The following is a 23,861-nucleotide window of genomic DNA, read 5'->3' as shown; positions in this document are numbered from 1 at the left end:
GAATGAGCGCTCCTTGACGGAACGCAACCCCGTTTCAGCCTGAAACCCAAATCATCGGCCCCCATGAAACGCGAACCCCAGCCCCCACTCAACCCCACCTCGTCCCTGCAGCCCATCAGCCTGGATGTGTTGCGGGAGAAATACCTCAAACCCGGCGAAACCACGGCCGACGAGCTGTACCAGCGCGTGGCACGGGCCCTGGCCTCGGTCGAAAAACCCGAGCTGCGCGAAAAGTACGAGGCCCTGTTCCTCGCCAACCTGAAGGCGGGCGCCATCGGCGCAGGCCGCATCATGAGCGCAGCGGGCACCGACATCCAGGCCACCCTCATCAACTGCTTTGTGCAGCCCGTGGGTGACTGCATCCAGGGCGTGGATGACGAAGGCTTTCCGGGCATCTACGAAGCGCTGCGCGAGGCGGCCGAGACCATGCGCCGTGGCGGGGGCGTGGGCTACGATTTCTCCCGCATCCGTCCCAAGGGCGCACAGGTGAAGGCCACCGCCTCCATGGCATCGGGGCCGTGCAGCTACATGAACGTGTTCGACCAGTCCTGCTCCACCGTGGAGAGCGCTGGCGCACGCCGGGGTGCGCAGATGGGCGTGCTGCGCATCGACCACCCCGATGTGCACGAGTTCATCACCGCCAAGCGCACGCCAGGCCGCTGGAACAATTTCAATGTGTCGGTGGGGGTGTCGGACGATTTCATCCAGGCCGTGCAGAACAACGCACCGTGGGAGCTGGTGCACAAGGCCCGCCCCGGCACCGCCCTGCTGGCCCAGGGCGCTCGCCAGCGCGCCGATGGCCTGTGGGTCTACGTCACCGTGGCCGCGCGCGAGCTGTGGGACACGATCATGAAGTCGGCCTACGACTTTGCCGAGCCTGGCATCCTGTTCCTGGGGCGCATCAACGAAGACAACAACCTGCATTACTGCGAAGACATTGCGGCGACCAACCCCTGCGGAGAGCAGCCGCTGCCGTCCTATGGCTGCTGTGACCTGGGCCCCATCATCCTCACCCGCTTTGTGCGGCACCCCTTTGGTTTTGGCGGTGTGGCCGCGTTTGACTTTGACGCATTCACCCAAGCCGTGGCACTGCAGGTGCGCGCACTCGACAATGTGCTCGATGTGACCTACTGGCCGCTGCCGCAGCAGCGCGACGAGGCCATGGCCAAGCGCCGTATTGGCGTGGGCTTTACCGGCATGGGCAACACGCTGGCCATGCTGTGCCTGCGCTACGACTTGCCCGAGGGCCGCACCATGGCCGCGCGCATTGCCGAGTGCATGCGCGACGCAGCGTATGCCGCATCGGTGGATCTGGCGCGCGAGAAAGGTGCGTTTCCAAAGTTCGATGCGCGGGGCTACCTGGCGGAAGGCACGTTTGCGAGCCGGCTGCCCGAATCGCTCAAGACCGCGATCCACCAGCACGGCATCCGCAACAGCCACCTGTTGTCCATCGCGCCCACCGGCACCGTGAGCCTGGCCTTCGCCGACAATGCCTCCAATGGCATCGAGCCGCCGTTCTCGTGGATGTACAAGCGCAAGAAGCGCGAGTCCGACGGCAGCACCACCGAATACGCTGTGGAAGACCATGCCTGGCGCCTGTACCGCGAGCTGGGCGGGGATGTGGAGGCGTTGCCGGACTACTTCGTCTCGGCCCTGGCCATGCCGGCCGAAGGCCACATCGCCATGATGGAAGCCGTGCAGCCTTTTGTGGACACGGCCATCTCCAAGACCGTGAACATTCCCGCGGACTACCCCTACGAAGGGTTCAAGGACCTGTACCTGCAGGCCTGGCGCGCCAAGCTCAAGGGCCTGGCCACCTACCGGCCCAACAGCATTCTGGGTTCGGTGCTCGAAACCCATGCGGAACCTGCGCCTGCGCCCGCTGCGGCGCCTGTGGCGCCACCCGCACCCCCGGTGGACCCCATGCGCACCGTGATCGAAAGCCGTCCGCAAGGGGGCCTTTCGGCGGTGGCTGAGAAGCTTGAGTACTGGACACAGGAAGGCCACAAGACCCTGTACCTCATCGTGTCCTTCCTGCCCGTGCCAACGGGCGTGGGCAACGGTACGGTGGACCGCGCCATCGAGTTCTTCATGCCGGTGGGCCAGAGCGGCGAGTCGCAGCAGTGGATCACGTCCAGCATGCGCATGCTGTCGCTCGCAGCGCGTGGCGGTTTTCTGGAGCGGGCGCTGTCGGACATGCGCAAGGTCGCCTGGGACCGCGGCCCGGTGCGCCTGGGCACCCACCGCAAGGACGACGGCACGCTGGTGCCCATGTGGCACGACTCCGAAGTGGCGGCCATGGCCTATGCCATCCAGAACATCCTGGCGCGCCGCGTGGCCGACCCGGTGCAGCAGCAACTGCCGCTGGACGAGCCCGCCCCGCTGCCCGTGGCCGTGCCCCAGGCCATGGCGGGCAAGAAGTGCAGTGAGTGCGGAGCCCATGCGGTCATCCGCAAGGACGGCTGCGACTACTGCACGCAGTGTGGGCACCTGGGGAGCTGTGGATGAACGGTCGGGTCCCGCATCGGCCTTCCCGGCACACACGGTAAGCATTGGAAGGATTCCCCATGTCTGTCATTCCCTGGCCGTTGAACCCTTCGTCTCGCGCGCAGCCTGCTGCAGCGCGGGCCAGTGCGCCTGACGATGTGGCCGGGCTGGCGGCGGCGTTGATCCAGTCACGCCAGACCATTCTGCCCAAGCGCCTGGGCGGGCCAGGCCCCAATGCTGCCGAGCTGGCGCAGATCCTCCAGGCCGCAGCCCACGCGCCAGACCATGGCCAGCTGCTGCCCTGGCGCTTCATCCTGGTGCCGCAGGCCGCGCGTCCGCCGCTGGCCGATGTGTTTGCGCAGGCCCTGCTGGAGCGCGACTCTGCCGCCACCCCCGAGCAGGCCGAGCAGGCACGCGAGAAGGCGTACCGCTCCCCGGTGTTGCTGTTGGCGGTGGTGGATGCCGAGCGGGGCGACGCCGAGATTGATCTGGTCGAGCGCACCGTCTCTGCGGGCTGCGCCGTGCAGAACATGCTGCTGATGGCCACCGCGCAGGGCTACGGCTCCGCGCTGACCAGCGGCAAGGCGCTGAAGGCGCCCAGCCTGCGGGCTTTGTTCCAGCTGGCTGCCTCCGAGCAGGCCTTGTGTTTCATCAGCATCGGCACCGTGTTGTCGCGCAAGGCGGTGCGTGCACGCCCTGCGGCCGGTGCCTATGTGAGCACGCTGGATGCCAAGCGGGGCGTGGTGCCCGGTTTTTGAGGTGCGCTGGTGGGCCCCAACCTTTCATTGATTGCGAGACTTTTGCATGGATATTTCCAGTTTTGACGACCTGCTGCAGGCTGCACGCATGCAGCCTGAGCCACAGCGCCTGCTGTTCGTCTTCGCGGCGGTGGAGCTGCCCGACGACGCCACCCCGGCGCAGCGCGCGCGCTACGAGGCCGGGCAGGGCGGTGCCCTGGTGCCGCTGATGTGTGTGGACAAGACGCCGCAGGAACTGGCATCGTTCGACGCGCTGGTGACCGAGGCCCGCCAGTTCACCGCCCCGGGCCACGACTGGGCCATCGTGTTTGCGGCGGCGATGTCCGGCACGCTGAACCAGGCGCCTAGCAGCGCCGATGCCGAGGCGCCCTTGCAGCGCATGGTGGATGCGATCAAGGGTGGGGCGCATGGGGCGTTCATTCCGTTTGACCGCCAGGGCCACCCTGTGCGGTTTGGCTGAGGCCTGCCATGGCACAGGCGTCCGTACCTGCGTCCGCATCCGCACCTGCACCCGTATCTGCACCCGCATCTGCACCCGTATCTGCTGCCGCGCCAAGGCATCTGCCCGGCTTCAGCGCACCGGCCGTGGGCTTTGAGCAGCCTTTTGCCATGCTGGAGGCCTGCCACGAGCGCGTGCAACGCACGCTGGGTTTGCTGGGCCGCTTGCGTGAGCATGTGCGAAAGCAGGGCGTTGACAACGATGCCCGCCAGGCCGCGCGGGATGTGCTGCGTTATTTCGACATCGCCGCACCGCTGCACCACCAGGACGAAGAACTGCATGTGTTCCCCCTGCTGCTCGCCCAGGCCACGCCCGAGGTCCGGGCGCTGGTCACGCGCCTGCAGCACGACCACGTGGCCATGACCACCGACTGGGCAGCGGCCCGGCCCGGGCTGCAAGCGTTGCTGGATGAAAGCGCCACCGGCTTCACGCCCCAGGACGAGGCCGCGCTGGACCGTTTTGCAATGCGGTATGACGCCCACATCGCCGCCGAAGAAGGCGTGGCCTACCCTGCTGCTGCCGCTTTGCTGCCGCCCGCGTCCTTTGCGGCGATGGGGCAGGAGATGGCTGCGCGGCGGGGTGCGATCTGATTGCTATCAAAAATATAGCTTCAAGCGCATATTCGACTAGCGCAAGAGGCCGCTAGGGCTGAAATTTAGGCGCCTGCTGCCCCAGGGGCAGCTTGGCGCCCGGTGCCACGCGGCCGTTGCCCGGTGGCGATGCCAGCCGTTCCGTCTGGGCAGCGCCTTGGCGGCTGCGGGGCCAGCGGCTCGCGCGATACTGCGGGGTTGCGCGCGCGCCCCGCCGCGCCTGTTTGCTTGCCTGCCTGCCGTTTCCCGTATGCGCCCCCTCTTTATTGTTCGCACCCTGGCCACCCTGGCCTTGGCGTGGGCCGCTGCCGCCGCCTGTGTGGCCCTGCAGACCCCGCTGCCCTGGATGATCGGCCCACTGCTGGCCACTTCTGTCGTGTCGATGGCCGGCGGCCCCACCGAAAGCTGGGGCCCGCTGCGCAACGCCGGGCAATGGACCATTGGCGCCGCGCTGGGCCTGTATTTCACGCCCCAGGTGGTCGCGCTGATCGGCGGCCTGTGGTGGGCCATCGTGCTGGGCATTGCGTGGGCGCTGCTCCTGGGCTGGCTGTTTGGTGCGTGGCTTTACCGCGTGCATGCGCCTCGCATGCACGGTGTTCCTGCGCCGATGCTGCGCGCCACCAGCTACTTTGCCGGCGCGATTGGGGCGGCGTCCGAGATGACCTTGTTGTCCGAGCGCGAAAACGCACGCACTGACCTGGTGGCTGCCAGCCACAGCCTGCGGCTGCTGATCGTTACGGTGACCATTCCGTTCGCGCTGCAGTTCAGCGGCCTGCACGGCCTCGATATCCTGCCGCCCACGCTGCGGGTGGTGAACTGGCCGGGGCTGGCGCTGATGGCGCTGCTGACCGGTGCAGGGGCGTTGCTGATGGACCGGCTGGGCCGCGCCAACCCCTGGTTCATGGGGGCGATGCTGGTGTCCATGGGCCTGACCATGGCGGGCCAGAGCCTGTCGGCGGTGCCCCAGGGCATGGTCAACGCAGCGCAGCTCGTGATCGGGGTGAGCCTGGGCGTGCGGTTTCGCGCGGAGTTCTTGCACACCGCGCCGCGTTGGCTGGCGTCGGTGGCGCTGGGCACGGTGGCGTTGATGGGCGTGTGCGCACTGTTTGCCGGTGCCCTGGCCTGGGCGACGGGGCTGCCCTGGGTCACCTTGCTGCTGGGCACTTCGCCCGGCGGCATCACCGAGATGGCCATCACGGCCAAGGTGCTGCAGCTGGGGGTGCCCGTGGTGACGGCGTTCCAGGTGTGCCGGCTGATTGCGGTGCTGATGCTAGTGGACCCGCTGTACCGAAAAATTTACCCGCCTCCCGGGACCTGATGCCTCGCAGCGGCCGATTGTGGTGGGTGGGGCCACGGCCTCCCGCACAATCAGGGTCCATGGCGATGCGTTCGCCCATACAACCATCTTGCGCGCGGCCCTGGACGGCTGCATATCCTGACCATGAGCATCAAGTACAACTTGGGCGGCCGCCCTCCACAGAGTCTTCAGACCCAGCAATCGGCATTGTTCGAACAGGCTCTGCGCTTGCACCAGCAGGGGCAGTTGGCACAAGCCAATCAAATTTACAACGCTATCCTGCAGGCCAATTCGCGCCATTTTGGCGCCTTGCACATGCTCGGCGTTCTGGCGTACCAGACGGGGCACCACCAGGCTGCATGTGACTTGATGGCGCAAGCGATTGCACAGCAGCCAAAGGACCCCGCGCCCCATGTCAATCGCGGGCTTGCTTTGGGTGCATTGGGACTGCGCGAGGAGGCGCTGGCGCATTTTGATCGTGCCATTGCCCTGCGCGCTGATTTCGCCGAGGCCCATGTCAACCGCGGAAAGACACTGGTGGAGTTGGGGCGGGTTCCAGAGGCCCTCCAGAGTTACGATCTGGCCATCGCAACCCAACCCCGGATGGCAGCCGCCCACAACAACAAGGGAACCGCGCTTCGGACGCTGGAGCGGTTGGATGAGGCCTTGGAGTGCTACCAGCGGGCGTGTGCGCTGGATGGCAACTATGTTGATGCGCTGCTGAACATGGCAACGCTGCACGCGGCACTTGGCCAGGCAGATGAGGCGCTGGCTGGCTTCGACCAGTTGCTCGCGCTGCAACCTCAACACGCCCAAGCCCACAACGGCAAGGGCGCGATCCTGGCGCAGAAGGAGCAGTGGGCGTTGGCGGTACCGCACTTCCAGGCCGCCATTCAGTCGGACGAGAAGCTGGTGTCAGCACACAAGAATCTGGGGCAGGCATTGCATGCGCTGGCCCAGTATGCCCAGGCCGTGCCTGTATTGCGAAAGGCTGCAGAGCTGCAACCCGATGACCTGGACATCCTTGCCTTGCTGGCCGTCGCGCAGACCGATGCAGGGCAGTTTGCCGACGCGCTTGGCACATACGACTTGGTCATCTGGATGGCCCCGGACAGGCCTGGCTTGTACTTCAACCGCGCGGGTCTCCACGTACGATTTAACAGACATGCGCAGGCGCTGGCAGACTTCATGGCGGCGTCCGATATGCAGCCGGACAACCAGCATTTGTTCGGCTGGATTGCGAACAGCCGTGTTCACGCGTGCGACTGGAGCGGGCTGTCTGCCGATTTGAAGCGCTGCGAAGAAAGTATTCGTGCTGGGGAAAACAATGTGCCGCCTTTTGTGGCGTTGTCGTTGTTTGACGCCCCCGCATTGCAGATGCAGGCTGCTATCAATCGCGTAGCGGCAGACTTCCCGGAAAACCATTCTCTGGGCGCCATTTCTCAACGTGCGCCCTCTCAAAAAATCCGCGTGGGCTACTATTCCGCAGATTTTTACGGCCATGCGACTGCATTCCTCATGGCGGAGCTTTTTGAAAAGCACGACCGGCAGCGTTTTGAGTGGTTCGCGTTTTCCTACGGGCCGAATGTCCAGGACTCAATGCGAGAACGCCTGGCCGCCAGCTTCGATCACTTTATCGACGTGCGTGAGCACAGAGACATTGATGTTGCCCGCATGTCCAGAGAGTTGGGCATAGATATCGCCGTCGATCTGAAGGGCTTCACAACAGACCAGCGCTTTGGAATTTTTTCCCATCGCTGTGCTCCCGTGCAGGTCAGTTACCTGGGATATCCGGGAACGACAGGGGCGCCTTATATGGACTACGTCGTGGCCGACAGGGTGGTCATTCCGGAAAAGGAGAGAGAGTTCTTTACCGAGAAGGTGGTGTACCTGCCGCACAGCTACCAAGTCAATGACGCGAAGCGCAGAATCAGTGACAGGGTGTTCACGCGTGAGGAACTGGGGCTTCCAAGCAGTGGTTTCGTATTTTGTTGCTTCAACAACAATTACAAGATTCGTCCCCCGGTTTTCGACAGCTGGATGCGCATCCTGCAAGCGGTGCCGGGCAGTGTCTTGTGGCTCTTCGAAGGCAATGCCAGCGTCATGGACAACCTGCGCGCAGAGGCGCAGTCCAGGGGTATAGCCGGTGATCGCCTGGTGTTTGCCCCGCGCATGCCGTTGGACGATCACTTGGCGCGGCACCGCTTGGCCGACCTGTTCCTTGATACCTTGCCGTACAACGCCCACACCACTGCGAGTGACGCGCTCTGGGCAGGCCTGCCAGTCCTGACGCGGGCAGGCCAATCGTTCGCGGCGCGAGTGGCCGCCAGTCTGCTGCAGGCGGTAGGAATGCCGGAGTTGGTGACCCACACTGCAGAGGAATATGAAGCGCTCGCCATTGCGCTGGCGCAGGACCCTGTCCGGTTGCAGGCGCTGCGCGACAAACTGGATGCGGAAAAAAACCAAGCCCCGCTATTCAACGCAAAACAGTTTGCGAGTGACATTGAGGCGGCGTATCTGGCAATGCACGCGCGTTGTGTGCAAGGCCTGCGTCCCGATCACATCGAGATATGAGTGGCTGGTAGCCGCCCCCGAGCGACGGGGGCGGGACTCGAAGCTCCAGCTTTCAGTGCACCACCACCGGGTTCTGCGCCAGGCCCGCGTAGCGGTCCAGTGCGTCTTCCACTTCTTCCTGGGTGGGCGTGTCGCGCTGCCAGGCCAGGATCTGTTCCTGGAACATCTCGGCCCAGGAACCGTCCAGGTAGACCTCTTTGCCGGAGCGCTTGTCCACGATTTCAAAACCATGGCGCGCAAGCTGGGGAACGGCGGGGGCGGTGTCGTTGAGCACCTGGGCGCTCTTTTTCTCCACGGCATCGGGCAGCATATGGACCACCACGAAGGATTCTGAGTCGTAGAGCATGTGCATCGTGTTCCCCTTGTCGATATAGATGTCAGATGACAGCGGGTGCGCAGAGTTCAAGGGCCCCGGGCCAAGCCACGGCTTTTGTCCCCTGCTGCGTTGCAGTATTTCATGAAAAACGGAGCACGCCGGGTTCGCGGGGCTTTTTTGCCCGGATGGCGTATGGGCGCAACACTCCGTGCGGCGCGAGCCATCGGAGGCAGTGCTTTGAACAGGTTCTCAGGGTGGGCTGCTGGCGCGCAGCAGCAGGTCGGCGAAATCGCCGTTGGCCTGGGTGAGCTTGATGCGCACGGGCAGATAACCCAGCCCCGGCGCCACCCAGAGTTCGGCCTTCTGGTCGTAGTCCTTGCGGGGCAGGCGCAGCAGCTTGAGGGCAGGCGTGGGCCCGGCGGGCAGGTCCAGGGTTTCGGGGCCTTCCACGGTGAAGGTCCAGCGGTCGGCGCTGCGGGCGCTCACCGTGGTCAGCGTGATCTGGGTGCCGGGCACAAAGCGGCCTGGGTCTGCAGCCAGTAGGGCGCCCAGCTGGATGAACAGGCTCAGGCGGTCCTGCACGCCCGGCCCTGCCGCCGCGTCGGGCGTGTTGGCGCTGAAGGTGACACGGCCCTTGGCGTAGTCGAAATGGGCGGCCTGCTCGCTGCGGGATTTGTCAGAGAACTTTTCGGGCAGCAGCCCCTGCGCTGTGACCGTGCCCACGCTGCGCTGCGTGCGGGTACCCACCAGGAAGGCACTGATCTCCTGGCGCGCTTCGTAGCGATTGCCGTCGTGCTGCCACAGCAGTTCGGCCCGGGCGCTGTAGGCGAACTTTTTGGCCTGGCCGCTCACATCAAACGCGAGGCGCGTGGGGGCAGGCATGCGCACGGGCGGCGGTGGGGCGCTGGCACTGCGGCCGGTGCCTCCGGGCGGGCGGATGTCCACGCCCGTGCCGGGCTGGGCGTCTTCAGCCGGGGGCTCTGGGGGGGCGGCCGGTGCCGATGCCGCAGGCGCGGGCGCCGGGGCGGCGTCGTTGGCAGGCGTCTCAGGGGTTGCGCTGGCCACGGTGGTTGCGGCACCAGGGTCCGCAGGCGCGCCGGCTTCCGTGACAGGGGCGGCCGCCAGTGGCGCCTCGGGACGGTCTGGAGCGACAGGGGTTGGTGGGCGCTTGGGGGTGGGCGCCTTTTTACGGGCCGGGGGCTGCGGTGCGGCGACGGGCGCGGCGGTCACGCCGGAGGGCGCAACGGCTGGTGGGGGCGGTGCGGGCGCGATGCTGCGCGTGCTGAACACTTGGCTGGACGGCTGTGCAGGGCTGTCCCAGGCCAGGGGCACGCCGCTGAGCACCAGCCAGTGCAGGGCCAGCACCAGGGCCGTGATGAAAACCAGCGCGCGCCGTGGCATCTGCTCGCTGCTTGTGTGTGCGGGTACGGGGCCGTCAGGCGGTGCCTGCGCCCAGGTCGCTGGACAGCTGGGCTGCGGCCGCGCGCAGCGGCGCATCAATGGCGCCGCCCCATTCGGGGTCAAAGGTGGCGATGGATCCCAGCGTGGTGATGCCCAGCTCCAGGTGACCGTCGGCATCGAAAACCGGCGCGCAGAAGGCGACGATGCCCGGCAGCAGCGTGTCCACCACGCGCGCCGCGCCGCGCTCGCGCACCTTAGCGAGCAGTGCGTTCACTTCGGCCATGGTCGCGGGCAGGTCGGTGCGGCGCATCTTCACGGCGCGGGCCAGCTCCTCTTTGAGCAGCGGCGCCACCACCTCGGGCGACATGAAGGCCGCAAAACACCGGCCCGTGGCCGACGACAGCAGCGGCATCACGTCGCCCAGGCGCAGATTGGCGGTGACGGCCTGGGGCGATTCCTCCCAGTGCACGATGGTGGGGCCGTGGTTGCCCCACACGGCCAGCGCCAGCGTGTGGCCGATGGTTTCCATGAGCGCGGGCATGCGTTCGCGGGCCAGGCGCACGCCATCGAGCCGTGTCAGCGAGGCCAGCCCCAGCTTGAGTGCAGCCGGGCCCAGGTCATAGCGCGCGGTGCGGGGGTCTTGCGTGACCAGGCCCAGGCGCTGAAAGCTCACCAGATACCGGTGCGCCTTGGCCGCGCTCATGCCCGCCGAGGCGGCCACATCCTTGAGCATCAGCGGTCCGCGCGAGCGGGTCAGCCCCTCCAGCAGGGCAAAACCGACCTCGACCGATTGAATTCCTGCACGTTCTTTGTCCATGTGCACTAAAATTTGCGAGTTTTGTTTAGTTAAATCAATTTACCCAAGCGTAATTTTCGCTAGCGGTGCCCATCAACCCTTCTGAGACAAAGGTCCTGCCACCATGAAACTCGCTACCTACAAAGACGGCTCGCGCGACGGCCAACTGGTTGTCGTCTCCCGCGACCTGGGCACGGCCCATTATGCGACCGGCATTGCCAGCAAGATGCAGCAGGTGCTGGACGACTGGGGCTTCATCTCGCCCCAGCTGCAGGACCTGTACGACCAGCTCAACAGCGGCCGCGCGCGCCACGCCTTCCCCTTCGACCCCGCCCAGTGCATGGCCCCGTTGCCCCGCGCCTACCAGTGGGCCGACGGCTCGGCCTACATCAACCACGTTGAACTGGTGCGAAAAGCGCGCAACTCCGAAGTGCCCGAAAGCTTCTACACCGACCCCCTGATGTACCAGGGCGGCAGCGACGACTTCATCGGCCCCTGCGACGATGTCGTGGTGCCCAGCGAAGCCATGGGCATCGACTTCGAGGCCGAGATCGCCGTCATCACCGGCGACGTGAAGATGGGCACCACCGCCGACCAGGCGCTGGACGGCATCCGCCTGGTGATGATTGCCAACGACGTGAGCCTGCGCAACCTGATCCCGGCCGAGCTGGCCAAGGGTTTCGGTTTCTTCCAGAGCAAGCCCGCCACCGCCTTCGGCCCCGTGGCCGTCACACTGGACGAGCTGGGCGACGCCTGGGACCACGGCCGCGTCAACCTCACCGTGCAGTCCACCTGGAACGGCCGCAAGGTCGGCATGTGCGACGCGGGCCCCGAAATGACCTTCCACTTCGGCCAGCTCATTGCCCACATCGCCAAGACGCGCAACGTGCGCGCCGGCTCCATCGTGGGCAGCGGCACCGTCAGCAACAAAGGCGTGGAGCAGAACGGCCGCATGGAATGGCCCAAGGGCTACAGTTGCATCGCCGAAAAGCGCTGCATCGAAACCATCCAGGACGGCAAGCCCAGCACCGACTTCATGAAGTTTGGCGACACCATCCGCATCGAGGTCAAGGGCAAGGACGGCGCCAGCATTTTTGGTGCCATCGACCAGACCATTGCCGCACCGGCCGCCTGAGGCCCCGCAGAGCAAAATTTGAATAAAAACGGCTGTATGCGCTAGAGGAACATGCGCTTGCAGCTATCAAATTAATAGTATCAAGGAGACAACCCCATGCAACGCCGTACCCTCTTGTCCGCCCTGGCCGCCGCAGGCGCTACTACCGCCGCGCCCTGGGCCGCCGCCCAGTCCGCCTGGCCCGACCAGCCCCTGCGCTGGGTGGTGCCATACCCCGCCGGTGGCGGCACCGACGTGCTGGCCCGCACCGTGGCTGAGGCCATGCGCCAGACGCTGGGCCAGCAGATCGTGGTGGACAACCGCCCTGGCGCCTCCACCAACATCGGTGGCCAGATGGTGGCCACGGCCAAGCCCGACGGCAACACCTTCATGTCGGCCGACAACGCCATCCTGGCTTACAACGAACACCTGTTCACCAAGCTGCCGTTCAACCCTGAAAAGGACTTCACCTACGTGGGCGGCATCAGCCGCTTTCCGCTGGCGCTGGTGGTGCACCCGGCGTTTGAAGCCAAGACGGTGAAGGAATTCCTCGCCTACGCGCGCGCCAACCCCGGCAAGCTCAACTACGCATCGCCGGGCAATGGTTCGCCACACCACCTGGCGATGGAGATGTTCAAGAACCGCACCAAGACCTTCCTCACCCACATCCCCTACCGCGGCGCGGCGCCCGCGCTGCAGGACGTGATGGGTGGCCAGGTGCCCTGCATGTTCCTGGACCTGGCCGCTGGGCTTCCCGTCATCACCTCGGGCAAGGTGCGTGCGCTGGCGATTGGCTCGGCCAAGCGCGTGGCCGCGCTGCCCGACGTGCCCACCTTGGCCGAAGCCGGTGTGCCCAACACCGAAGTGTTTGCGTTCCAGGGCATCCTGGCGCCCGCCGGTCTGCCCGCTGCGATCACGGCGCGCCTGAACGGCGACCTGAACAAGGCCCTGCTCAACCCCGCCGTGGTCAAGCGCATGGCCGACTTCGGCATGGAAGCCCTGCCCGGCACGCCCGAGCAGTTCCGCGCCATGGCACGCTCCGAGTCCAAGCGCTGGGGCGAGATCATCAAAGCGGCAGGCGTGAAACTCGACTGACCCCCCTGAGCGGCTGCGCCGCTTCCCCCCAGGGGGACGCACCCGGTGGCCTGGCAAAGCCAGTTCCACGGGGGCACTCGCTTGGCGGCGCGCCCTCTGCGGAGGGTGCAGCGGTGTTTCTTACTCCGGCAGGTGGCACACCGCCTCGATGTTGTTGCCCTCGGGGTCGATGACAAACGCGCCGTAATAGTGGGGGTGGTAGTCGGGCCGCAGGCCCGGGGCGCCGTTGTCTTGGCCCCCGGCTTCGATGGCGGCGCGGTAGAAGGCATCGACCTGGGCCCGCGTGGTGGCCCGCCACGCCAGGTGGCAGCCCGTGGTGGCGGGCGGGCCGCCGTAGGGCGAGGGGCCGTCGATGAACCACACATCCGCCTTCTTGCCGTCGGGCTCGGACGGAGCCGGGTAGGTATAGCCCAGCATGTTCGAGCCGTAGTTGCCTTCAAAACACAGGCTGTAGCCCAAAGGCGCGAGGGCAGCGGTGTAGAACGCCTTGGTGCGGGCAATGTCGGTGACGCGGAAGGTCATGTGGTCCAGCATGGGAGGTCTCCTCGGGTTGTGGTGCCCTGATTTATACCTGAAAGACTGTTTATAAATAAGGGGTATCTATTTAGCTCCAGTGACGTCAAAATAACTGGATGGAAACCCAGATGCTAACGCCAACTCCTGGACAGGACTACCCTCGCACCTGGAACGAATTTCTTGACTGGTTTGCCACCGAAGAGGCCTGCCAGGCGTTCCTGGAGAAGCTTCGCTGGCCCCAAGGCTTCGTCTGCCCGCGTTGCGGCAACGCTGGTGATGTGTACCGCGCCAGCCGCACCCGCCTGATGTGCCGCTCATGCCAGTACCAAGGCACAGTGACATCTGGAACCATCTTTGACAAGACGCGCACACCGCTGCGTGTCTGGCTGGCTGCAGCTTGGTACCTGACCAATCAGAAGCAAGGCGTGAGCGCCCTGGGGCTGCAGCGCGTATTGGGTTTGGGGAGCTACCAGACCGCCTGGACCATGCTGCACCGGTTTCGACGTGCCATGGTCCGCCCGGGCCGGGACAAGCTCAAGGGGCTTGTGGAGGTGGATGAAACGTACCTGTCCATCACGGATCGCAAAAATCCCGCTACCCCTGCAGGGCGCAAGAGCAGAACCACCAAAGTGTTGATGGTCATGGCGGTGGAGATCGTGGAGCCCAAGGGGTTTGGACGCATCCGGTTACGCCGCATTGACCGAGACGCCGCCACCCACGTAATCCCCTTTGTGCAGGAGGTGGTCGAGCCCGGAGCCCAGGTACGCACTGATGGTTCGGCGGCATACCGCGCTCTGGGAGAACTGGGTTACACCCACCAGCGCACCGTCATGCTCGGCTCAGGCGTACCTGCCCATGTCTCCATGGCGGGAGTGCACCGGGTCGCCTCATTGGTACAGCGCTGGGTGCTCGGAACGCATCATGGCTCTGTACAGCCAGACCACCTGGATGCCTATCTCGATGAATTCGTGTTCCGCTTCAACCGGCGCACATCCAGCTCACGCGGGATGCTGTTTTACCGCTTGCTGCAGCAAGCGGTGGTTACGCCGCCAGTGACGTATGGGGATGTCGTGAGCAAGAACACCGGGGAGAGCCAATCGGATACCATTGCTGGATAAAATCACAGTATCAATGGGGCTACTGGAGCTAAATAGATACCCCTTTTATAAATACAGTATTTTTCAGCCCGACACACAATCTGCCGCGCGGGTGGTGCTACGCCCCCTGCGTGGCCCGCAGGTCTTCAGGCCCACCCCTCCAGCACCAGCTTGCCCCGCGCCTTGCCGCTCTCGATCAGCGCATGTGCGCGCTTCAGATTCTCGGCATTGATCGTTCCAAAGCGCTGGTCCAGCGTCGTGCGAATCAGCCCCGCATCCACCAGCTGCGCCACCTCGGTCAGCAGCCGGTGCTGGCCGATCATGTCGGCGGTGCCGAACAGTGCGCGGGTGAACATCAGCTCCCAGTGCACCGACACCGACTTGCGCTTGAACTTCGTCACGTCGAGCGACACCGGGTCATCGATCAGCGCGAACTGGCCCTGCGGCGCGATGGCCTCCACGATCTGGTCGAAGTGCGCGTCGGTCTGCGTGAGGCTCACGACGATGTCCACCGTGGGGTGGCCGATGCGGGCCAGCTCTTGTGTGAGCGGCTGGCTGTGGTCGATGACGTGGTGGGCGCCCAGGTCGCGCACCCACTGCTGCGTTTCGGGGCGCGATGCGGTGCCGATGATCGTGAGGCTGGTGAGCCGCGCCGCCAGCTGCGTGAGGATGGAGCCCACGCCGCCGCTCGCGCCAATGATGAGCAGGGTCTTGTGGGTGGGCTGCTTGCCAGGGGCCACACCCAGGCGGTCAAACAGCAGCTCCCACGCGGTGATGGTGGTCAGCGGCAGCGCGGCGGCTTCGGCAAAGTCGAGCGATTGGGGGGCATGGCCCACGATGCGTTCATCCACCAGGTGCAGTTCGCTGTTAGTGCCCTGGCGTGCGATGGAGCCCGCGTACCAGACGCGGTCGCCGGGCTGGAACAGCGTCACATCGGGGCCCACGGCGCGGACGATGCCGCTGGCGTCCCAGCCCAGCACCTTGTAGTCGGGCCCGTCGCCGCTGCGTGAGCTGCTTTTGCGCACTTTCGTGTCCACGGGGTTGACCGAAACGGCGTGCACTTCCACCAGCAGATCGCGGCCCGTGGCCACCGGGTCGGGCAGGGTGATGTCGAGCAGCGACTCGGGGTGGTCGATGGGGTGGGCGGTTTGGTAGCCAACGGATTTCATGATGGGTCCTTGAGGTGCAAAGGGAGTTGAAGCGGGGGATATGCGGAGTCCGGAAGGGCGCGTGGTGCCGTTTTCAGGCCACTTCAGCCGCGCCAGCCCGGGCCTTGGGCGCAGCCAGCGGGGCCGGTGTGTAGTCGCTGTAGCCATGTGCGTCGCCGCCAAACAGCGTGGCCGCATCGAACGGGGCCAGTGGCAGCCCGGCGGCATAGCGCGCAGGCAGATCGGGGTTGGCAATGAACGGGCGGCCAAACGCCACCAGGTCGGCCATGCCGGACGCGAGGATCTGTTGCGCGCGTTCGGGTGTGTACTGGCCCGCCACCATCACTCGGCCGCTGAATGCGGTGCGTAGAGCCTGGCGGAATTCATCTGGAATGCGGGGGGCGTCGTCCCAGTCGGCCTCTGCCAGGTGGATATAGGCCAGGCCCAGCGTGTCCAGCTCGCGCGCCAGGTGCAGGATGGTGGGGATGATCTCCAGGCAGTCCATGCCGCGCTGCGTGATGAACGGGGCCAGGCGCATGCCCGTGCGTTCGGCGCCGGCCTCGCTGGCCACGGCTGCGGCCACTTCGCGGGCGAAGCGGGTGCGGTTTTCCACCGGGCCGCCATAGGCGTCGATGCGGTGGTTGGAGGTCGTGCGCAGAAACTGGTCAAGGAGATAGCCGTTGGCGCCGTGGATCTCCACGCCGTCGAACCCTGCGCGCATGGCGTTGGCGGCGGCACGGCGGAAGTCGTCCACCACGCCAGGAATCTCGGCGGCCTCCAGTGCGCGGGGCACGGGGCAGTCGAGCATGCGGCCCACGCCGTCTTCGCCTGCCACCCATACCCGTGCCGCCGGGGCCAGGGCCGAGGGCGCCACGGGCAGCCCATCGGCATGGAAGCTGGCGTGCGACATGCGGCCCACGTGCCACAGCTGCAGCACCATGCGCCCGCCCGCGGCGTGCACCGCTTCGGTCACGCGGCGCCAGCCTTGCACCTGCGCCTCGCTGTAGATGCCGGGCGTGAAGCTGTAGCCCTGGCCTTGGCGTGACACCTGGCTGGCCTCGCTGACGATGAGGCCCGCACTGGCGCGCTGGGCGTAGTAGTCGGCCATGAGCGCGTTGGGCACGTCGCCCGGCTGGCTGCTGCGGGCGCGCGTCATGGGCGCCATCACGATGCGGTGGGGCAGTGCCAGCGGCCCCATCTGCAGGGGGCGGAACAGGGCGGGTGTGGCGGTGTGTGGGGTGGTGGTCATGGCAGGGGCTCGGGTCGGCGGCAGGCCGGTGTGGAACATGACGTGAATGGTGGGCTTTCTGCAATAGTTTTTAAATAGATGGTTGATTGAAAGAATATTCAAAGAAAATTTGAACATCAGCCCCTGGTGGTGGTGTCGTTCCATCGCCGTCGTCTTCCCTTTCCCATCCACCCTCGCCATGAAAAGCCTGCAAGACCTCGACATCTTTGTGCGCACCGTGGACAGCGGCAGCCTTTCGGCCACGGCCCGTGCGCTGGATCTCACCCCCGCCGCCACGAGCGCCGCGCTCAAGCGGCTGGAGGCCGAGCTGGGCGTGGCGCTGTTCGTGCGCTCCACGCGCAGCCTGCGGCTCACGCAGGAGGGCGCGCTGTTTCTGGAGCACTGCCGCCCCGCACTCGCCGCGCTGCAGCAGGTGCAGGGCCAGCTCGCCAGCGGCCGGGCGGGCGAGCTGCGTGGCATGCTGCAGCTGGCGGCCCCGTCCGACCTGGGGCGCAATGTGCTGCTGCCCTGGCTGGATGCCTTCCAGGCACTGCACCCCGGCATCGACATCCGCCTGCAGCTGTCGGACCGCATGGCCAATGTCTACGGCGAACCGGTGGATGCCGCCTTCCGCTACGGCAAGCCGCAGGATTCGAGCCTGGTGGCGCTGCCGCTGGTCGCCGAACACCGGCGCGTGCTCTGCGCCGCCCCCTCCTACCTGGCAGCGCACGGCACGCCCGATACGCCCCACGCCTTGGCTGCACACGATGGCCTGTGCTTCATGCTGGGCGAGGACGTGCACGACCGCTGGCGCTTCTGGGACGCATCGGGCCAGGAAGTGGTGGTGCGCGTGCGCAGCCGCAACGTGGCCAACGACGGCGACGCGGTGCGCCGCTGGGCCGTGCTGGGCCGGGGCATTGCGTACAAGTCGTACTTTGATGTGGCCGACGACCTGGCCGCCGGGCGCCTGGTGCCGCTGTGCCCCGGCTGGACCACCGAGGCCGTGCCGCTCTTCCTGGTGGCCCCCAGCCGCCGCCAGTTCACGCCGCTGGTGCGGGCGCTGCGCGACTTCATGGCCGAGCGGCTGCAGGCGCTGATGGAGCGGGCGCCGCACTGAGTGCCTGTTGACGACCCCCGCTGGATCGTCAACAGGCTCCCAGCGCTAGCAGCAGTCGCATGCGCTACGCCCGACGTGCTGCATGAGGCTCTGCTGGCGGCAGGGCTATCGCACGCGCGACCGGCACCGGGACCCCGTGCGCCGCACAATCGCGCCCTTGCTGTCGCTACCCAGGGCGGCGCGCCCCCTGCGCCCACCCGCGCGGCCGGGTTCCTGGTGATGCAGCGACGGCCTTTGACGGAGAAAGACCAACATGCTGAATTTCGACTTCCACAACCCCACCCACATCGCCTTCGGCCAAGGCCGCATTGCCGACCTGGCCAAGCTCGTGCCCGCTGCCGCCAAGGTGCTGATCCTGGTGGGCGGTGCCAGCGCCGAAAAGACCGGCACCCTGGCCGAGGTGCGCGCCGCGTTGGGCGAGCGCCAGCACGCCACCTTCAACGGCATCGAGCCCAACCCGAGCTACGAGACCTCGATGAAGGCCGTGGCGCAGATCCGCGAAGGCGGGTTTGACTTCTTGCTGGCCGTGGGGGGCGGTTCGGTGATCGACGCCACCAAGTTCATCGCAGCCGCTGTCCGTTTTGAAGGCGATGACCCCTGGGCCATCCTCGAAAAGCACGGCCGCAACATCAAGGGCGCCATGCCGTTTGGTTCCGTGCTCACGCTGCCCGCCACAGGCTCGGAGATGAACAACGGCGGCGTCATCACCCACCGCGCCAAGGGCGCCAAGCTGTCGTTTGGCAGCGTGCACACCTACCCGGTGTTCTCGGTGCTCGACCCCACCAAGACCTACACCCTGCCACCCCAGCAACTGGCCAATGGCGTGGTGGATGCGTTTGTGCACACGGTCGAGCAGTACCTGACCTACCCGGTCAACGCACCCGTGCAGGACAGGTTTGCCGAAGGCATCCTGCAGACGCTTATCGAGATCGGCCCGCGCCTGCTGACTGCCCCCGAGCCGGTGTACGACGACCGCGCCAACCTGATGTGGGCCGCCACCATGGCGCTCAACGGCCTGATTGGCGCGGGCGTGCCGCAGGACTGGGCCACGCACATGATCGGCCACGAGCTGACGGCGCTGCATGGCATCGACCACGCGCGCACCCTGGCCATCGTGCTGCCCGCGCTGCTGAACGAGCGCCGGGTGGCCAAGCGCGCCAAGCTGCTGCAGTACGGCGAGCGCGTGTGGGGCATCACCACCGGCAGCGAGGACGAACGCATCACTGCCGCCATCGAGCGCACGCGCGATTTCTTTGAGAGCATGGGCATCGCCACCCGCCTGTCGGGCTACGGCCTGGGCAGCGAGGTGGTGAACACCGTGGTGACGCAGCTGGAAGCGCACGGCATGGTGACGCTGGGCGAACAGCGCGAGATCACCCCGGCGGTGAGCCGCCGCATCCTCGAAGCGGCGCTGTAAATGGAGGTGGACGGGGAGGGCGGGGTCCCAGGCCCTCTCTCCTGCTTGCCCCGCCTGCGCTGCATTTCGCGCCGCGCAGCAGCGTTTCGTCGCAGGGCGCTGGAGCCCGCCTCTTGCGCCGCCTACAGTGCCGTCAAGCCACCTCCTTGGGTGGCATTTGACGAAAGGCGCACCGTGACCCTCATCCTCATCCTGGCCCTCCGCTCCGCGTGGCGCAACGCCCGAGCCCCGTTGCTGGCAGCTTTTGTGGCCATGCTGGCCTGGGCCGCGCCGGCATCGGCCCAGCACGCCGGCCTGCGCACCCTGGTGGTACCGGGCGCAGAGCCCGTGACCGTGGCGCTGTTCTACCCCACGCCGGTGGTGGCGCGCACCCAGCCCATGGGGCCCTGGCGGCCCGTGGTCACGCCGGGCGCCCCGGTGGCAACCGCGCCCCTCAAGGGCCTGATCCTCATCTCGCACGGCACGGGCGGCCATGAACTGGGCCACCACAACCTGGCCACGCGCCTGGCGGCCGACGGCTATCTGGTGGCGGCGTTGCGCCACCCGGGCGACAACTGGGAAGACCGGTCGATGATTACCTCGGGCCGCTACTTCCGCGAGCGCCCCCGCCAGGTAAGCCGCGTGCTGGACGCGCTGCTGGCCAGCCCCGAATGGGGCCCCCGCATTCCGGCCGGGCGCATTGGTGCCGTGGGGCATTCGGCAGGTGGCTATACCGTGCTGGCCCTGGCCGGTGCGCAGGCCGAACCGGCCCGTGCGGCACAGCACTGCCGCAGCGTGTCGGACGACCCCGGCTTTTGCAGCCTGGGCAAGCTGCCCGCCCGTGGCCAGGCCGCTCAGACTTCCAAGGAGGCACCTGCGGCCGCCACAGCGGCACCCACGCAGGCTGGCGCCCCCGTGCTCGATGGCCCGCTGGTCTCGGTGGCAGACCCCCGCATCCGCGCCGTGGTGGCCATGGCGCCCATGGCCGTGGTGTTCACGCCAGACAGCCTGAAGGCCATCAGCGTGCCCGTGCGGCTGATGGTGGCCGAGCGCGATGCCGTGCTTGTGGGCCCCTACCATGGCGGCTATGTGGCAGCGAATTTGCCGTCTGCACAGGCCAGTACGGTGCCGGGTGCAGGCCACTTCGCCTTCATGGCCCAGTCTGTCTGGCCGCTGGCGTCCGAGGCGGGCGACGCCGCCGCCAACCCCGAAGGCTTTGACCGGGTGGCCTATCACGCCACGCTGGAGAACGAGGTGGCGGAGTTTCTGGCCAGGCAGCTGCGTTGACAGGTTGAGGGCCCGCAGGCGCGGCAGCGCCGTGCTGTAAGCCAATGCCGCAAACCTGCCCGCATCGCGGGACAACGGGCCCGATGGCTGGTACGGTGGTGGTTTGGTTTTTCCGATCAACCCCTCCCCACACCGAAAGCGACTTCCATGGCACACATTCTCATGGTTCTGACGTCCCACGACCAACTGGGCGACACCGGCAAAAAGACGGGCTTCTGGCTGGAAGAGTTTGCTGCACCGTACTACGTGTTCAAGGATGCAGGCGTGCAGATCACGCTCGCATCGCCCCACGGCGGCCAGCCACCCCTGGACCCCAAAAGCGACGACGAAAACGCCCAGACCGATGCCACGCGCCGCTTCAAGGCCGATGCTTCAGCGAAGCAGCAGCTGGCCAGCACCGTGCCTCTGTCCAGCGTGAAGGCCGAGGACTTTGATGCCGTGTTCTACCCCGGCGGCCACGGCCCGCTGTGGGACCTGGCCGAAGACGCGCAGTCCATTGCCCTCATCGAAAAGACCTTTGCAGCAGGCAAGCCGCTGGCGCTGGTGTGCCACGCACCCGGCGTGCTGCGCCACGCCAAGGCGCCCGACGGGTCGCCGCTGGTCAAGGGCAAGAAGGTCACGGGGTTTACCAACAGCGAAGAAGACGCGGTGCAGCTGACCCAGATCGTGCCGTTCCTGGTGGAGGACATGCTCAAGGCCAACGGCGGCGTGTATTCCAAAGGCCCCGACTGGGCGCCCTATGTGCTGACCGACGGCACGCTGATCACGGGGCAGAATCCGGCATCGTCCGAGCAGGGCGCCCATGCGTTGCTGAAGCTGTTGGGGTAAGGGGCCGCGAAGGAACCCTGCAAAGCCGCAGATCCTGCGCAGAACGGGTGTTTGCGCAGGTTAAGGGTAAAAATGGCTGCAAGCGCTAGTGGATATTGCGCGAGAAGCTATTGAATAAATAGCAAACCCGGCATCTCAAGCTGCCCTCAGGCCGTGGTGCCGACGCGGGCCCCGGCATCCATGCCGGCATCGGCGGCGCCTGTGGCCTCCACTTCCACCAGACAGTCATAAAACGTGGGCGCGCGGCCCAGGTCGGTCAGCGCCTGGCTGGTCACCTCGTTCACGTTGGTGCCGTTCAGCCCCAGCTTGCGCCACCAGATGCCCAGGCCGTTGACCACGCCGGGCCGTGCGCGGCGCGAGACGGTGGCGTGGCATAGGTAGCTGCCCCGGTCGTTGAACACGCGCACCGCGGCGTCATTGGCAATGCCGCGTGCTTCGGCATCGTCGGGGTGGATCTCCAGCACGGGGCGGCCCTCGATGTTGCGCAGGCTCTGCACATTCACGAAGGTGGAGTTCAAGAAGTTGCGCGCGGGCGGCGAGATCATGGCCAGCGGGTAGCGGGCGTCCGTGCCCTGCAGTTCGTAGTTGGGCAGGTGGTCGGGTAGGCCGTCCAGGCCCTGGGCGGCCAGGCGTGCGCTGTAGAACTCGCACTTTCCAGAGGGTGATGGGAAGTTGCCTTCGGCGAACGGCGCATCGGGCAGCGCCAGCGTGGCAAAGCCTTGGCTTTCAAGCATTGCGTAGTCCACTGCATCGCCAAACGCCTGGCGGCACAGGGCCTCGTCGCTCTCGGCAAAACAGGGCTCGGCAAAGCCCATGCGCGCCGCCAGGTCGCGGAAGATCTGCGCATTGCTGCGTGCCTGGCCCTGTGGCGCAATGGCGGGGCGGTTGAGCAGCACGTCGGTGTGGCCGTAGCTCAGGTGCACGTCCCAGTGCTCCAGCTGCGTGGTGGCGGGCAGGATGTAGTCGGCGTAGTCGGCCGTGTCGGTCTTGAAGTGCTCCAGCACCACGGTGAACAGGTCCTCGCGCGCAAAGCCCTGCACCACCTTGCTGGAGTCAGGCGCCACGGCCACGGGGTTGCTGTTGTAGACCACGATGGCCTCGACCTTCGGGCCGAAGGTGGGTGATGCCTCGCGCAGCAGGTCGTCGCCAATGGTGGACATGTTGATGGTGCGCGGCGTTTTGGCGGGCATCAGGTCGGGCCGCTGCAGCACGGCACGCTGCGCCGGGAACTGTCCCGAGCTGGACAGCAGCACGCCGCCCGCGCGGTGGCGCCAGGCGCCCGTGAGCGCAGGCAGGCAGGCCACGGCGCGCACCGCATTGCCGCCGCCCCGCACGCGCTGCATGCCGTAGTTCAGGCGGATGGCGGCGGGCTTCGTCGTGCCGTAGTCCTGGGCCAGCTGGCGAATCTGCTCCACCGGAATGCCGCACACCTCGGCTGCGCGTTCGGGCGGCCACTGCAGTGCGCGCTCGCGCAGCGGGTCCCAGCCCAGCGTGTGGCGGGCGATGTAGTCGTGGTCCAGCCAGTCGTTCGCGATCAGCTCGTGCATCAGCGCCAGGGCCAGCGCGGCGTCGGTGCCCGGGCGCAGGGCGATGTGCTCGTGGCACTTGTCGGCCGTCTCGCTCTTGCGCGGGTCGATGCACACCAGCTTGGCGCCATTGCGCTTGGCCTGCTGGGCGTAGCGCCAGAAGTGCAGGTTGCTGCCGATGGAGTTGCTGCCCCAGATGATGATGAGCTGTGATTCGGCAAAGAACTCCACCTTCATGCCCACCTTGCCGCCCAGGGTCTGCACCAAGGCCTCGGCGCCGGCCGATGCGCAGATGGTGCGGTCCAGTTGCGAGGCACCCAGCTTGTGGAAGAAGCGGCGGTCCATGCTCTCGCCCTGCACCATGCCCATGGTGCCCGCGTAGCTGTAGGGCAGGATGGCTTCGGGCGCGCGCGCGGCGATGGCCTGCAGGCGCTGGGCGATGTCGCTCAGGGCTTCGTCCCAGGCCACGGGCACGAACTGGCCGGCCCCCTTGGCGCCCGTGCGCTTGAGCGGCGTGAGCACGCGCTCGGGGTGGTAGCTGCGCTCGGTGTACTTGCTCACCTTGGCGCACAGCGCGCCATCGGTGTGGCGGTGGTCGGGGTTGCCCTGCACGCGGGTGGCCACGCCGTGCTCGTCCACGGTGGTGAGCAGAGCGCAGGTGTCGGGGCAGTCGTGGGGGCAAGCGCCACGCACCTGAATCAGTGCCGATGGAGGGGAATTAGCGTCAGAAGGCGTGGGCATTCGGGGGCTGGATCGTTAAACTGGCTGTCAGGGTTGGAACGGGCGTGCAT

General features: G+C 66.5%; 20 protein-coding genes. 13 read left to right on the top strand and 7 right to left on the bottom strand.

Translation table 11 applies throughout. The annotated features are described in order from the left end of the window. The first annotated feature begins 63 nt into the window (after nucleotides 1-63). The 6 genes from IB236_RS12495 (at nucleotide 64) to IB236_RS12470 (ending at nucleotide 8,205) form a co-directional block, all read left to right on the top strand. The gene (locus IB236_RS12495) at nucleotides 64-2,508 is read left to right on the top strand and encodes an adenosylcobalamin-dependent ribonucleoside-diphosphate reductase (RefSeq protein ID WP_192421019.1); all 2,445 of its coding nucleotides are present in this window, start codon (nucleotides 64-66) and stop codon (nucleotides 2,506-2,508) included. A 59-nt stretch (nucleotides 2,509-2,567) separates the two neighbouring features. Then, entirely contained in the window at nucleotides 2,568-3,245 is a 678-nt protein-coding gene (locus tag IB236_RS12490) for a nitroreductase (RefSeq protein WP_192421018.1), read from the top strand. Between the two features lie 46 nt (nucleotides 3,246-3,291). Beyond that, a complete protein-coding gene (locus IB236_RS12485) occupies nucleotides 3,292-3,705 on the top strand; it encodes a ribonucleotide reductase subunit alpha (RefSeq protein ID WP_192421017.1) in 414 nt (137 codons plus the stop codon). 8 nt (nucleotides 3,706-3,713) lie between these two features. Then, complete coding sequence (locus IB236_RS12480) at nucleotides 3,714-4,334, top strand: hemerythrin domain-containing protein (RefSeq protein WP_370539914.1); 621 nt, start codon at nucleotides 3,714-3,716, stop codon at nucleotides 4,332-4,334. 250 nt (nucleotides 4,335-4,584) lie between these two features. Beyond that, nucleotides 4,585-5,652 (top strand): AbrB family transcriptional regulator, encoded by a 1,068-nt coding sequence (locus tag IB236_RS12475; RefSeq protein ID WP_192421016.1) that lies wholly within the window; start codon nucleotides 4,585-4,587, stop codon nucleotides 5,650-5,652. A 123-nt stretch (nucleotides 5,653-5,775) separates the two neighbouring features. Continuing rightward, nucleotides 5,776-8,205, top strand: coding sequence for a tetratricopeptide repeat protein (locus IB236_RS12470; RefSeq protein ID WP_192421015.1), 2,430 nt, complete (start codon nucleotides 5,776-5,778; stop codon nucleotides 8,203-8,205). Between the two features lie 52 nt (nucleotides 8,206-8,257). Here IB236_RS12470 and IB236_RS12465 read toward each other — a convergent pair whose 3' ends face one another. From IB236_RS12465 to IB236_RS12455, 3 genes are all read right to left on the bottom strand, one after another. After that, entirely contained in the window at nucleotides 8,258-8,557 is a 300-nt protein-coding gene (locus IB236_RS12465) for a DUF3567 domain-containing protein (RefSeq protein ID WP_055392879.1), read from the bottom strand. Between the two features lie 213 nt (nucleotides 8,558-8,770). Beyond that, nucleotides 8,771-9,922: a DUF3108 domain-containing protein gene (locus tag IB236_RS12460; RefSeq protein ID WP_146870169.1), complete on the bottom strand. Its 1,152-nt coding sequence runs from the start codon at nucleotides 9,920-9,922 to the stop codon at nucleotides 8,771-8,773. 34 nt (nucleotides 9,923-9,956) lie between these two features. After that, a complete protein-coding gene (locus tag IB236_RS12455; RefSeq protein WP_192421014.1) occupies nucleotides 9,957-10,739 on the bottom strand; it encodes an IclR family transcriptional regulator in 783 nt (260 codons plus the stop codon). Between the two features lie 103 nt (nucleotides 10,740-10,842). Here IB236_RS12455 and IB236_RS12450 point away from each other — a divergent pair, with 103 nt between their 5' ends. Together IB236_RS12450 and IB236_RS12445 are read left to right on the top strand one after the other, a co-directional pair. Further along, a complete protein-coding gene (locus tag IB236_RS12450) occupies nucleotides 10,843-11,853 on the top strand; it encodes a fumarylacetoacetate hydrolase family protein (protein WP_108499870.1) in 1,011 nt (336 codons plus the stop codon). 96 nt (nucleotides 11,854-11,949) lie between these two features. Beyond that, complete coding sequence (locus IB236_RS12445; protein WP_056745756.1) at nucleotides 11,950-12,927, top strand: tripartite tricarboxylate transporter substrate binding protein; 978 nt, start codon at nucleotides 11,950-11,952, stop codon at nucleotides 12,925-12,927. Nucleotides 12,928-13,047: 120 nt separating this feature from the next. On the opposite strand, the gene IB236_RS12440 is transcribed toward IB236_RS12445, so the two are convergent. Beyond that, nucleotides 13,048-13,461 (bottom strand): VOC family protein, encoded by a 414-nt coding sequence (locus IB236_RS12440; RefSeq protein ID WP_192421013.1) that lies wholly within the window; start codon nucleotides 13,459-13,461, stop codon nucleotides 13,048-13,050. A gap of 98 nt (nucleotides 13,462-13,559) precedes the next feature. Here IB236_RS12440 and IB236_RS12435 point away from each other — a divergent pair, with 98 nt between their 5' ends. Further along, nucleotides 13,560-14,561: an IS1595-like element ISCsp2 family transposase gene (locus tag IB236_RS12435; RefSeq protein ID WP_192421012.1), complete on the top strand. Its 1,002-nt coding sequence runs from the start codon at nucleotides 13,560-13,562 to the stop codon at nucleotides 14,559-14,561. Nucleotides 14,562-14,686: 125 nt separating this feature from the next. Here IB236_RS12435 and IB236_RS12430 read toward each other — a convergent pair whose 3' ends face one another. Together IB236_RS12430 and IB236_RS12425 are read right to left on the bottom strand one after the other, a co-directional pair. Beyond that, nucleotides 14,687-15,709: a zinc-binding alcohol dehydrogenase family protein gene (locus IB236_RS12430; protein ID WP_192421011.1), complete on the bottom strand. Its 1,023-nt coding sequence runs from the start codon at nucleotides 15,707-15,709 to the stop codon at nucleotides 14,687-14,689. A gap of 73 nt (nucleotides 15,710-15,782) precedes the next feature. Then, on the bottom strand, nucleotides 15,783-16,937 hold the full coding sequence (locus IB236_RS12425) for an alkene reductase (protein WP_192421010.1): 1,155 nt from the start codon (nucleotides 16,935-16,937) through the stop codon (nucleotides 15,783-15,785). Nucleotides 16,938-17,115: 178 nt separating this feature from the next. Here IB236_RS12425 and IB236_RS12420 point away from each other — a divergent pair, with 178 nt between their 5' ends. The 4 genes from IB236_RS12420 to IB236_RS12405 all read left to right on the top strand — a co-directional run bounded on the left by IB236_RS12420 (nucleotide 17,116) and on the right by IB236_RS12405 (nucleotide 21,544). Beyond that, entirely contained in the window at nucleotides 17,116-18,033 is a 918-nt protein-coding gene (locus IB236_RS12420; protein ID WP_192421009.1) for a LysR family transcriptional regulator, read from the top strand. Nucleotides 18,034-18,286: 253 nt separating this feature from the next. After that, on the top strand, nucleotides 18,287-19,450 hold the full coding sequence (locus tag IB236_RS12415) for an iron-containing alcohol dehydrogenase (RefSeq protein ID WP_099731442.1): 1,164 nt from the start codon (nucleotides 18,287-18,289) through the stop codon (nucleotides 19,448-19,450). A 174-nt stretch (nucleotides 19,451-19,624) separates the two neighbouring features. Further along, on the top strand, nucleotides 19,625-20,716 hold the full coding sequence (locus IB236_RS12410) for an alpha/beta fold hydrolase (RefSeq protein ID WP_233193818.1): 1,092 nt from the start codon (nucleotides 19,625-19,627) through the stop codon (nucleotides 20,714-20,716). A gap of 147 nt (nucleotides 20,717-20,863) precedes the next feature. Further along, nucleotides 20,864-21,544 (top strand): type 1 glutamine amidotransferase domain-containing protein, encoded by a 681-nt coding sequence (locus IB236_RS12405; RefSeq protein ID WP_192421008.1) that lies wholly within the window; start codon nucleotides 20,864-20,866, stop codon nucleotides 21,542-21,544. Nucleotides 21,545-21,690: 146 nt separating this feature from the next. Here IB236_RS12405 and IB236_RS12400 read toward each other — a convergent pair whose 3' ends face one another. After that, the gene (locus IB236_RS12400; protein WP_192421007.1) at nucleotides 21,691-23,811 is read right to left on the bottom strand and encodes a molybdopterin-dependent oxidoreductase; all 2,121 of its coding nucleotides are present in this window, start codon (nucleotides 23,809-23,811) and stop codon (nucleotides 21,691-21,693) included. Nucleotides 23,812-23,861 lie beyond the last annotated feature (50 nt).

Source organism: Acidovorax sp. ACV02, from assembly GCF_014851475.1.
Classification (GTDB): domain Bacteria; phylum Pseudomonadota; class Gammaproteobacteria; order Burkholderiales; family Burkholderiaceae_C; genus Acidovorax; species Acidovorax delafieldii.
This window is presented reverse-complemented; position numbering and strand designations above follow the sequence as displayed.

What these genes read in the sequence shown, in the direction of transcription:
- IB236_RS12495 (WP_192421019.1), top strand. Translation starts at nt 64, where the DNA reads ATGAAACGCGAACCCCAGCCCCCACTCAACCCCACCTCGTCCCTGCAG.
- IB236_RS12490 (WP_192421018.1), top strand. Translation starts at nt 2,568, where the DNA reads ATGTCTGTCATTCCCTGGCCGTTGAACCCTTCGTCTCGCGCGCAGCCT.
- IB236_RS12485 (WP_192421017.1), top strand. Translation starts at nt 3,292, where the DNA reads ATGGATATTTCCAGTTTTGACGACCTGCTGCAGGCTGCACGCATGCAG.
- IB236_RS12480 (WP_370539914.1), top strand. Translation starts at nt 3,714, where the DNA reads ATGGCACAGGCGTCCGTACCTGCGTCCGCATCCGCACCTGCACCCGTA.
- IB236_RS12475 (WP_192421016.1), top strand. Translation starts at nt 4,585, where the DNA reads ATGCGCCCCCTCTTTATTGTTCGCACCCTGGCCACCCTGGCCTTGGCG.
- IB236_RS12470 (WP_192421015.1), top strand. Translation starts at nt 5,776, where the DNA reads ATGAGCATCAAGTACAACTTGGGCGGCCGCCCTCCACAGAGTCTTCAG.
- IB236_RS12465 (WP_055392879.1), bottom strand. Translation starts at nt 8,557, where the DNA reads ATGCACATGCTCTACGACTCAGAATCCTTCGTGGTGGTCCATATGCTG.
- IB236_RS12460 (WP_146870169.1), bottom strand. Translation starts at nt 9,922, where the DNA reads ATGCCACGGCGCGCGCTGGTTTTCATCACGGCCCTGGTGCTGGCCCTG.
- IB236_RS12455 (WP_192421014.1), bottom strand. Translation starts at nt 10,739, where the DNA reads ATGGACAAAGAACGTGCAGGAATTCAATCGGTCGAGGTCGGTTTTGCC.
- IB236_RS12450 (WP_108499870.1), top strand. Translation starts at nt 10,843, where the DNA reads ATGAAACTCGCTACCTACAAAGACGGCTCGCGCGACGGCCAACTGGTT.
- IB236_RS12445 (WP_056745756.1), top strand. Translation starts at nt 11,950, where the DNA reads ATGCAACGCCGTACCCTCTTGTCCGCCCTGGCCGCCGCAGGCGCTACT.
- IB236_RS12440 (WP_192421013.1), bottom strand. Translation starts at nt 13,461, where the DNA reads ATGCTGGACCACATGACCTTCCGCGTCACCGACATTGCCCGCACCAAG.
- IB236_RS12435 (WP_192421012.1), top strand. Translation starts at nt 13,560, where the DNA reads ATGGAAACCCAGATGCTAACGCCAACTCCTGGACAGGACTACCCTCGC.
- IB236_RS12430 (WP_192421011.1), bottom strand. Translation starts at nt 15,709, where the DNA reads ATGAAATCCGTTGGCTACCAAACCGCCCACCCCATCGACCACCCCGAG.
- IB236_RS12425 (WP_192421010.1), bottom strand. Translation starts at nt 16,937, where the DNA reads ATGACCACCACCCCACACACCGCCACACCCGCCCTGTTCCGCCCCCTG.
- IB236_RS12420 (WP_192421009.1), top strand. Translation starts at nt 17,116, where the DNA reads ATGAAAAGCCTGCAAGACCTCGACATCTTTGTGCGCACCGTGGACAGC.
- IB236_RS12415 (WP_099731442.1), top strand. Translation starts at nt 18,287, where the DNA reads ATGCTGAATTTCGACTTCCACAACCCCACCCACATCGCCTTCGGCCAA.
- IB236_RS12405 (WP_192421008.1), top strand. Translation starts at nt 20,864, where the DNA reads ATGGCACACATTCTCATGGTTCTGACGTCCCACGACCAACTGGGCGAC.
- IB236_RS12400 (WP_192421007.1), bottom strand. Translation starts at nt 23,811, where the DNA reads ATGCCCACGCCTTCTGACGCTAATTCCCCTCCATCGGCACTGATTCAG.